Source organism: Streptomyces sp. NPDC111802 (assembly GCF_055634335.1).
Genome location: NZ_JBVKCZ010000128.1, coordinates 1 through 6,193 on the forward strand (window position 1 = coordinate 1; position 6,193 = coordinate 6,193).

The window sequence follows — 6,193 nt, forward strand, 5'->3', positions numbered from 1 at the left end:
CCACTCCGCCCACAACTCCACATCACGCAGCGTCTTCTCCACACCAGGCTCAACGAATCACCCCGCTAGCCGACACGAACCTCCCCTGTAGTACCCGTAACCGCTGGAACGGTCTCGGCAAATGACCCTCACCTCGGGATGATCGCGGAGCCAGGCGGCCAGGTCCTCACCGTCGCGGCCGTCGTAGAGGTGAAGCGGACGGTGGGTGGCCATGTCGATCAAGACCGTGCCGTAGTGGCGGCCCTTGCGGAAAGCGAAGTCGTCGACACCGAGGATCTCCACCTCGCCGATCTCCGGCTCGGGCAGGGACCTGACCAGCCGCAACAGCGTGTCCTTACCCACGGTGAGGCCGACCGCGGCCGCCAGCCGGGCTCCTGCCCGGCCTGCCAGAGCCAGCCCGATCTGCGTCAACGCTCCGCGCAGCAGCCGGGTATGCCGACTGTGCGGGATGGTCAGTCCGGAGATCTGCTCGGCGAAGGTCACCGCCGTGCAGGCAGGGTTCTCGCAGCGGAAGCGACGCACGCATAACTCGATCACGACACCGAGCCCGCCCACGGCGACATCCCGCAGCCTGCGTACGTACCGACCGTGCACCCGGGCCGAGCTCTGGCCGCACCGACAGGACCCAGTCGTCGCCCGCACCCGCGTTCTCAGCACTACCTGGTCCGGTCGCCGCTCGACCTCCTCGATCAGCAACGCAGACAGGTACGGAAACAGCTCCAAGAGCACATCATGAGAGCACGCGATGCATGATCGCGAACAGTCGGCGCGAGCTGCTCAGCCGCCCGGATCACAAGATCGTCGACAGAACCCGGATCTTCACGTTGATGGCGTCCACGAAGACGACGGGGTAGACGCGGTCCAGCGGGCAGGCCTGCCATTCGGCCATACCCTCCATCACCTTGTCGGTGATCGTGGTGATGGTCTGCTTGGATACCTCCGCCCCGTACACCTCGGCCAGATGAGCCGATATCTCCCCATGCGTGAGGCCCTTTGCGGACAGCGACAGCACCATCTCGTCGACCCCGGTCAGCCGGCGCTGCCGCTTGCGGACGATCTGCGGCTCGAACGTGCCGGCGGTGTCACGGGGCACCTTCACCTCGACCGGCCCGACGTCGGTCAGCACAGTCTTCGACCGGGTGCCGTTCCGACTGTTGCCGCTGTTCCTGCCCGTTGCGTCGGGCTTGCCATAGCCGACGTGATCGGTGATCTCGCCCTCCAGGGCGGACTCCAGCACCCGCTTCGTCAGCTGCTGCAACAACCCACCCTCCCCGGTCAACTGCAGCCCGCCGGAACGGGCACGGTCGACCAGCATTCCGATCAACCGCTCGTCCGACACCGCCTCCGCGGCCGACTCAACGACCGGCTCCTCCACGGCATCGCGCTCGGTGATTGTCTCGCTCATCAGGCGTCTCCTTGATCATCGGATCCGCCGTCTATTGGACACTCCCACCCATGGTGGAACCCGCCCTGGAACCTTCGCTGGCAACGCCACTACTACCGCACCCGCACGGCTACAACCGAGCAGGTACTCAATCCCGGGAACGGCTTCGATGACCTGCCGGATTCCGGGGTCGCCGACTGGCTGCGCCGTCTGGCGCCACAGCACGAGGGCGCGCCCCGCAATGCAGAGTGCGCCCTTGCCCAAGAGTCCGGCTGAACCGAATGCGTAGCGCTCCCTAGCAGGGGAACACGCCGCTGACAGTCCTGGCAGCCAGCGACCAACACGCCTCAGAAAGAACCGCCGCTGCTGTCTGCGGTGCCCGACCCGCTGGGGACGCCCTGGGACTGAAACTGCGGGATCCCAGCCTGCTGAACAGGCACAGGCACAGGCGCAACCGGAGCCGGAGCCGAACCCTCACTTGAAGCCGACGGGGCAGGCGCAGCCCCGCCCAACAGCCCAGGCTGAGCCGGCGCAGCAGGGCCACCCGCAGACGGCGTAGCCGGCTCCAACGACAGCGCAGGCGCAGGCTGCTGCTCCACAGGAGCGGCCACGTTTCCAGCCGACAACCCGCCCGAACCCGGCACAGGAGCAGGCTGCCCCGTCACCGGCTTCGACGGCTGACCCTCAAACACCGTACCGAGATCAGCAAGCGTCTTCTCATCCATCGAGCCAGCCCCCTGAACAGGGGCACTCGAAAGCACTTTGTAATCCGTCCCCATCGAATCCCCGACAGGCTTCGCCGCAACCTCACCCCAGCCAGCAGCCGAAGGCGCAGACATGTCCGCTACCGGCACGCCCTTGGACGCAGGAGCAGCCGGCGTGCCAGCCCCCTCACCCCGCATAGAAGACGTCAAACCCAGCCCCACCGACCGCGACTGCTGCGACGCCTGCAACTGCGACACCGCCTCGAGAGCACTCGGCGGCTGGCCCTGCCGCGACGCAGACGACGACATACCGGACGGCTCCTTCGACACCGCAGACTGCGACTGATCCAAGGAGGACGAGCTACCAGACACACCCCCCAGACCGCCACTTCCGGATGAAACCGGCAAGGAGACAGACTTCGAGCCGTCCTGCTTCACCAGCACCGGATCCACACCAGGCGCACTAGCAGCATCAACACCACTGCCCAGCCTCGCTTGGCCCGCGAGGGGGGCCACGGACGAGGCGGCCGTTACCGCACTGCCGCCGCTGCCGCCCTGGCCACCACCATTACCGGAGTGCTGATCCTTTTCGATCATGCTGCCTGTCGCCGGGCTTCCGGTACCACTGGTCGGACCGGGCAAAACACCCTGCTGATTCCCGCTCTGCCCCTGCGACAGATCCGACGACAGCGACGAAGGCTTCGACGACTCGGGCTGCAGCGACCGCCCCTGCTCCCCCTCGCTGCCCGAGGAAGCGCCACGGGTCACCCTATTGTGATTGATGGAACCGTCCTCCGCAGACGGCAGGCGCCTACCCAGGACCGCGCCCTGGTTATCGCTGTTGGGCGATGACTGGGGCTGGACAACCTTTATCAGACGACCATAGTCATCGTGGATCGAAACCTTTGCGCCATATTCATTTGCGTGCTTTTGCACTTCCTCCTCAATCTCGGACGTCAACTCGGAATGCTGGTCACTGAGGTACACCCGGAAATCAGGAGTCACAATTCTAGTGCCATCCTCATTAGTGCCATTATCATTGGTGAACAGACCGCCGCCTAGAGCCTCTGATCTCTCATTGAGGGGCTCCCCCGGTTGCCAGCACCTGCTATCCGAGGTGACGACCCCCATTCCTCGCCCAATTCCGCATACCATCTCCTTACCGAACGCGGCGACCGGATGATCATTGGGGTAACTACGGGGAGCGTTCTGCCCAATCTTCCAAAGTTGGTTATGCGCCTTAACCAGCATATCCGCCGTTACCTGCTGGTTTCCGCTATTAAGTGCGCCTGCAACACTGGCTCGTTTCACCCTGTCCCCGCGTTCAGGGGTGCCGTGGCTCTGGCCGGGTCCGCCGCTGTTCCCGAAATCGTCGGCGAATGCGTTGCCTGACACGCCCAGCATGATGCCTGCCGCAAGAGGAGCTGCCACAGCACCAGCCTTCAGGGTCTGCTTCTGCCTCGTCACCGCAGACGGCTTCCTGCGTTTTCCAGCCATGTCATTGCTCCCTTCGTGTTCATGTCGTGAAACATCTCTTCACCGACCTGACGGAGAAACCCGGAACGGACTCTTTCTGGTTTACTGAATTCTGGGCTGGATTCAGTAGTGAAGAACCAGCCCATAAGGGTTCTGCATGTCTCCATTTCACGCGGCCAGGTAGCGCCCGGACGCAGAGGACGCCCTGTTCCCCTCTCCCCACCTCCCCTGGAACGGCTTTCCCGAGTTACTTGTTAGATGACCTATCAGCCCGCCCGTTACGCACGGACAAACGTGATCCCCGCCATATCAAACGCCAAATAAAAACAACCCGCGAGCACACCGATTTTGTGCGGCGCACAACAAAACACGCCACCCGAACAGCACCACTCCAGAGAGGACCCCACCCCCACCCGACCGGCCTGCGGCACACATCACACTCCCGCAGTAGACCCGGAACAGTGCAAAAGCGGCCCCGCCGGGCCGTGATCCCCTGCGTCCGCCACCTTGTCGAATTCGGTGGCCGTCGGAGCGGTAGCGATGGGTGAACAGTCCGCCCCCGCAGGACCGCGCCACGGGCAGGCGGGGCACTCGGCGCACAGGTCGTCCAGGCCGGGCGGCGATGCCGGGATGGTGGGCCACCTGGTTGAGGGTGTGCTGGAAGACGTCCCGGCCGGTCACCGGTGCCCCGTCGTAGGTGGTCTTCAGCGAGTCCGCCTGGGCGCCGGCGCCGTCCGGTCGCAGCGGCGGCTTGTCCCAGGTGGCGTGGGCAGGAGGAAGTCGATGGGGCCGGGGCGGACGTCGGGAGGAGCACAGCCACCGAGAAATGCTCGACGCGGGGCGCTACGTCATCGACAACGGCGTGAAATGGCGTGCCCTTCTGCTGACTTTCCCTGGTGGCGGGCGGTGTACGACTTCTTCCGGCGCTGTTGCCGCCACGGCTACGTGCGCGAGCTCTACCAGCGGCTGCGACGCCTCGAGGGCAAGCGGCAGGGCCGGGAGGCGGAACCGACGGCGGCGGTGATGGATGCGCAGACGATCGACGGCGCGGACACCGTCGGCGCCGACAGCCGCGGCTGCGACGGCGCCAAGCTGCGCGACGGCCGGAAGCGGCAGGCCCTGACCGACACCGGGGGCCTACTCCTGGAGGTCACCGTCACCCCGGCCAACGTGCACGACTCCAAGGCCGCCCCCGAGCTGATCGAGGCGTTCATGGCCGAGCCCAGCCGCATGCTGCAGCTGGTCTGGGCCGACTCCGCCTACCAGGCAAGGCCCTGACCCAGGCGTTCGCGGCGCACGGGGTGGAAGTCGAGATCGTGCGGCGCTCCGACGGAAGCAAGGGGTTCGTGGTGCTGGCGCGCAGGTGGGTGGTGGAGAGGACGCCGGCGCCGGCCTGGCCCGCCCCCAGCCGGCCAACCACTCTTCGCCTGTTCCCTCAGCCGAACCAAAACCCGCCCGCCGGTCCACCCTGGAACATGTCAGCCTGCGCTCCGGACGCAGCCGCAAGAACATCCGGCTCCATGCCGTATGGCGAGGACATCTGCGTGAACGCCGCAGAGGGTGCCACCGCAGCCTGCTGGAACTGCTGGGCCGATGCCAGCACAGCCTGCTGAGCCGATTGGATCAGCGGGGCCAGTGCCGCCCACGTCTGCTGGGCCAGTGGCGCCCACGTCTGCTGAGGCGATGCCGACGCAGCAGCGGCCTGGGCCTGCGCATTTGCCTGCTGGGACGACGCCTGGGCCGACAAGACCCTGGCGAGGGCACCGCGTTGCTCCGCAGTGAGCTTGGAGACCACCTGATCCAGTTCCTGAAGCTGCCCCTGCGGAAGCTGAGCCAGCACCTGCTGCTCTGCAGTGGGCGTCTGGGCCGGGGCCGCCTGCGCGGGCGCACCCTGGGCAGCCGCCGTATCCGCCGCCAGAGCCTGCCCCGACCCGAGAACGCCTCAGGCCGCGATGGTCAGTCCGACCGCTGTCGCCTTCACTCCTAAACCGACCGGGATCCTGCGCGCCCTGCGCAACGGTCCCGCGCTCCGATGACGCCCGTGCACACCACGCCTCGAGTGAGCTCCCATGGTGTTCCCCTCTCCTAGTGGTCGGCTGAGGTGGCAGGGCACTCGGACTGCGTAGGCCTGCCCCCGCTTCTTCTCTTTCGCTTCAAAACGAACGGTGTGGTCACGGAGTGGAGTGCCAATCCGGCTGGCAGCGGAGACCGGTAACGCTTCCCAAACTTCCCCTGCTAGACGACCTGTCAAGAGGCAACCACACCAGACCCCGCATGTCACCCCAACAGACTTGCCGCACCTGGCGACGCGTACGTGCCGCGCCGCAAGACCGGCGACGACCCCTACCGCCTCTCCCCCGCCATACGGTGCGACTGGACACGCTTTCTCCAGCTCGCCGAGCGCGCTGCCCCAGGGGCCAGCAGGTCTGCCGGACCTGGAGCAGGCCCCTCACCCTCGTACGCGGACGGCAGTTCGGTTCGAGACCGCTGCCCTGGGCCGAGCCCTTCCAACAGGAGATGACAAGTTGACAGTGCTAGCTTGATCTTTAACCTGTGCGGCGGGGCCGTGGGGTAGTTGACTTCTTCGTGCGCTGTTTCGCTGGCTGCGGTTTGCGGGGTGCGTGCACGT

At 66.0% G+C, this 6,193-nt stretch carries 3 protein-coding genes and 1 pseudogene; 1 reads left to right on the forward strand and 3 read right to left on the reverse strand.

Going from position 1 to position 6,193, the window contains the following annotated elements; all coding sequences use genetic code 11:
* Window positions 1–57: 57 nt before the first annotated feature.
* The gene (locus ACZ7NC_RS44130) at window positions 58–723 is read right to left on the reverse strand and encodes a transposase family protein (protein ID WP_471497745.1); all 666 of its coding nucleotides are present in this window, start codon (window positions 721–723) and stop codon (window positions 58–60) included.
* Window positions 724–811: 88 nt separating this feature from the next.
* A pseudogene (locus tag ACZ7NC_RS44135) lies at window positions 812–1,315 on the reverse strand (transposase); the annotation flags it as partial.
* A 3,155-nt stretch (window positions 1,316–4,470) separates the two neighbouring features.
* Here ACZ7NC_RS44135 and ACZ7NC_RS44140 point away from each other — a divergent pair.
* Window positions 4,471–4,842 carry a transposase gene (locus tag ACZ7NC_RS44140; RefSeq protein WP_471497747.1) on the forward strand — a complete coding sequence of 124 codons (372 nt, stop codon included), beginning with the start codon at window positions 4,471–4,473 and terminating at the stop codon, window positions 4,840–4,842.
* A gap of 157 nt (window positions 4,843–4,999) precedes the next feature.
* Here the strand turns inward: ACZ7NC_RS44140 and ACZ7NC_RS44145 are convergent, their stop codons facing one another.
* Window positions 5,000–5,404: a hypothetical protein gene (locus ACZ7NC_RS44145; RefSeq protein WP_471497749.1), complete on the reverse strand. Its 405-nt coding sequence runs from the start codon at window positions 5,402–5,404 to the stop codon at window positions 5,000–5,002.
* Between the last annotated feature and the right edge of the window lie 789 nt (window positions 5,405–6,193).